The sequence below is a fragment of the Allobosea sp. P1_A7 genome (assembly GCF_056406775.1).
Window position 1 is genome coordinate 1 of record NZ_JBFTZN010000394.1, and the last position, 3,821, is coordinate 3,821.

2 protein-coding genes and 1 pseudogene are annotated in these 3,821 nt (G+C 63.2%); all 3 read right to left on the reverse strand.

Annotated features, from left to right (window positions below):
• Positions 1-182, reverse strand: a pseudogene (locus AC1D34_RS34915) (aspartate 4-decarboxylase); the annotation flags it as partial.
• A gap of 54 nt (positions 183-236) precedes the next feature.
• Complete coding sequence (aspT, locus tag AC1D34_RS34920; RefSeq protein WP_476826702.1) at positions 237-1,928, reverse strand: aspartate-alanine antiporter; 1,692 nt, start codon at positions 1,926-1,928, stop codon at positions 237-239.
• Positions 1,929-1,982: 54 nt separating this feature from the next.
• On the reverse strand, positions 1,983-3,821 hold a 1,839-nt coding region (locus AC1D34_RS34925; RefSeq protein ID WP_476826703.1), incomplete at its 5' end, for a decarboxylase.

Consider the following 3,821-nt stretch of genomic DNA (forward strand, 5'->3'; position numbering starts at 1 on the left):
TGCCCGAGCAGGAAGAAGCCCTCGCGCGGCGGCGTCATCGCGACCCAGTTCGGATTGCCGCGGCCGGCGTTCAGAAGGGCGATCGAGGAGGTCTGCGCGGTCTGTTTAGCGAGACGGATCAGTTCGTCCTTGATCTCGAAGGGGCTGAGGGTCGCGAAACTGCGTAACTTCACCAGGTCCATGGCATTTCCCCATGTTCTTCATGTGCAGCGGGTTTGTTGGCGTGTGCGCCGGCGTCAGGCCAGCAGCATGATGATCACCATGCCCCAGATCGTCAGAAGGGTGTTTCCGACCGCGTAGGTCACGGTGTAGCCCAGGGCCGGGACCTGGCTGTGCGCGATATCGCAGACCATCCCGAGCGATGCCGTGGTGGTACGTGCGCCGGACACGGCCCCGAGCAGAATGGCGGGATCGAATTTGAACACATACTTCCCGGCATACATGGACAGGATCAACGGGAGCGTGGAGGCCAATGCGCCCCAGAGGAAGAGGCCAACGCCTTGCGTCTGCAGCCCCTTGACGAAGCCGGGGCCGGCGGAAATTCCGACGCACGCGATGAAGATGTTCAGGCCGACCGAGTTCATGAACCAGACGGTCGAACTTGGGATGCGGCCGAAGAACGGTCGCACGGAACGGAGCCAGCCGAAGACCAGGCCGGAGATCAGCGCGCCACCCGCGGTCGAGAGCGTCAGCGGGACACCCCCGACCTTGAAGACGATCGCGCCGATCAGCGCGCCGAGTGTAATGGCACCACCGATGAAGGCGACATCGGCGACGTCGCTGGCCCGGTCGGGATGGCCAATGACCTTGCCGACGGCGGCAATGTCCTGGGTCCGTCCGACGATCGTCAGGATGTCGCCGCGATTGATCACGGTATTGGCGAGGATCGGGATGCTCGTTGCAGTCGCGCCCCGTACGATCTTCCGGAGGAAGACGCCGCGCGCCTGCGGCATCTGCGCGATCTCTGCGAGCGTCTTGCCGTCGACATCCTTGCTGGTCACGTAGACGTCGACCCCCTCGGCCTTGACGTCGAGGAGCTCGGCATCTTCGACCTCTTCGGCGGCCTGGCCGATCAGGTTGACGAGAACCTCGCGCGGGCCGGCGATGGCGACGATGTCGCCTTCCTGAAGGATCGTATCGGTGGTCGCGTCCTCGATGATGCCGTTGCGGCGGATGCGTTCGACGAAGACCCGCGCGTCGGGAACCAGCGCCTCGGCATCGACCGCGCGCATGCCGGCAACCCTGGCGCCGCTTCGCACCTTGAAGGCGCGCAGCTCGAAGCGCCGCCAGACCGAACCCGGGCCGCCAAGCTCCTTGTCGCCGCCGAGACGTGCCTCATAGTCCTTGCAGGCCTGGACAAGGTCGATGCCGAGCATCTTGGGCCCGAGCTGGGCAATGACGACGGCAGATCCCACCGTGCCGAAGATATAGGTCACCGCATAGGCGACGGGCATCGCGTCGAGCCATTCCTTGGTCTGTTCCGGCGTGAGGCCGAGCCGGTTGATGGCGTCGGTCGCCAGGCCCATCGAGGCCGAGATCGTCTGCGAGCCGGCATAGAGGCCCGCCGCATAGCCCGGATGGTAGCCGGCGATCTTTGCGATCATGACCGGTATCACGAGGCAGAAGACGGTGACGACGACCGCAAAGATCGCCTGCGGTGCGCCGTCCTTGGCGATGCCKCGCACGAATTGCGGGCCRACGCCGTAGCCGACGGCGAACAGGAACATCAGGAAGAACGTCGATTTGACGTTCGGKGAGATCGTKATCCCGAGCTGGCCGATGAKGACGGCCGCGAYCAGCGTGGMGGTRACCGCCCCGAGGCTGAAKCCCTTATARGCGAAGCCRCCGACATAGTATCCGATCGCCAGGGACAGAAAGAGCGCGATCTCMGGATAGCTGCGAAGCGTACTGGCGAACCATTCGAACATGCCGATCTCCCTATTTGGCGGCGCCGAACTGCCGCGCATTCGCTGGCAAGTGAGCTAGGAAGCCCGCGGTTTCTTGCGGGCTGTTTCGTGATTGGCGCTCTTCTTSCCGGCGAGCACGTCYGTTCTGAGCAGTTTCAGGCCCTTGGCCTTCTCGTAGCCATGGATCTCCTTCACATCGAGCTTGCGCATGAAGGTGATCGTTTCGTGCGTGATGACCTGGCCGGGCACCATGATCGGGAAGCCGGGCGGGTAGGGGATCACGAAATTGGCCGAGACCATGTCCGGCCCGTCCTTGAGGCGSCGGTCGCATTCRGGGCTGTCGATCGGCACATACTCGCACTGCTTCTCGGAATAGGCGGCGAAGAATGCGGTGCGGATGTCCCCTTCCGGGGTCTTGTCACCTGCGTCCTGCCGGAACGTTTCGTGGAAATGGCTGAAATTCGGCAGATCGGGCACGTCCTTCATCAGCGCCTTGACCCGCGCTGCGAAGGCCGTCTGCTCCGCCTCGCCACCGTGCTTGAGCCTTGTATCGATGCTCCTGCAGATCTTCAGGAGCACGCTGATCAGAAGCGCGACATCGCTGCGCGTGTTGTTGATGTTCGATTGCAGCAGMACCGAGTTTCGCGAGGTCTTGTTGAGCTGGATGTTGTATTCGGAGGCAAGCAGGCCCTTGAAGCTGGTACCATCGAAGCCAGCCGTGCCGCAGACCAGGGTCATGCGGGTGGGGTCGAGGCAGAACTCATCCTCGCGCATGCTGCGCAATTGATCATCCCAGCGCGTTCCCGGAGCCAGGAAGTCGACGAAGCCGCTGGAGCGGTACTCCTTGGGCACCATSCCATCGGCACCGACGATGCTGAAATACTTGGAGATCAGCGGATGCGAGTTGATCTCGCGGCGAATGTCGAGAGCGATCTCGATGGCGTTCATGACGAGGCCGTAGCCTTCGAGCTCCATCTGGCGACGGGCGACATCGAGGCTTGCGATCAGCTGCTGGTTCGGGCTGGTCGAGGCATGGGTGAAGATCGCCTCGTGGAACTGGGCCTCGATCGTGTGGAAATCGACATCCTTCACCAGCACCATGGAGCCCTGGCGGATGGCCGACATCGACTTGTGGGTCGAGTTGGTCTGATAGACCCGCAGGCGWATGGCGCGCGGATCGGGAATGAGGCGCGTCTGCAGCAGCTTGTCGGCTGAAGGCGCATTACCGAGTTCGGCGCGCTGTTTCTCGAACTGTTCGACTGCTCCGGGCGTCTGCGCCCAGGCTTCGATGTCGGCGGCTGCGCCCATGCCGGTCCGAGGCCGGAGGAAGGGCGACCAGCGCGCGAAGCCGAACCAGGCTTCATCCCAGAGGAAGATCAGGTCTGGCTTGATCGCCAGGCATTCCTCCATGACGCGCCGCGTGTTGTAGATRTGGCCGTCGAAGGTGCAGTTGGTGAGATCGAGCATCTTCACCCGGTCGAGCCGACCTTCGGACTTCAGGTCGAGCAGCGCCTTCTTGATGGTGCGCAGCGGGACCGCGCCATACATCGAGAATTCCGCCATCGGGAACGCTTCGACATAGAAGGGCTGCGCTCCGCTCAGCACCAGCCCGTAATGGTGTGACTTGTGGCAGTTGCGGTCGAGGATGACGATGTCGCCGGGAGCGACCAGGGCCTGCAGAACCATCTTGTTCGAGGTGCTGGTGCCGTTGGTGACGAAGAACACGTGCTCGGCGCCAAAGGCCCTCGCAGCCATGTCCTGCGCCCGTTTGATGTTGCCCGTGGGCTCCAGCAGGCTGTCGAGCCCGCCCGTCGTCGCGCTGCTCTCCGCCAGGAAGAGGTTGATGCCGTAGAACTGCCCCATGTCGCGGATCCAGGGCGAGCGGAAAACAGATTTGCCACGCGCGATAGGCAG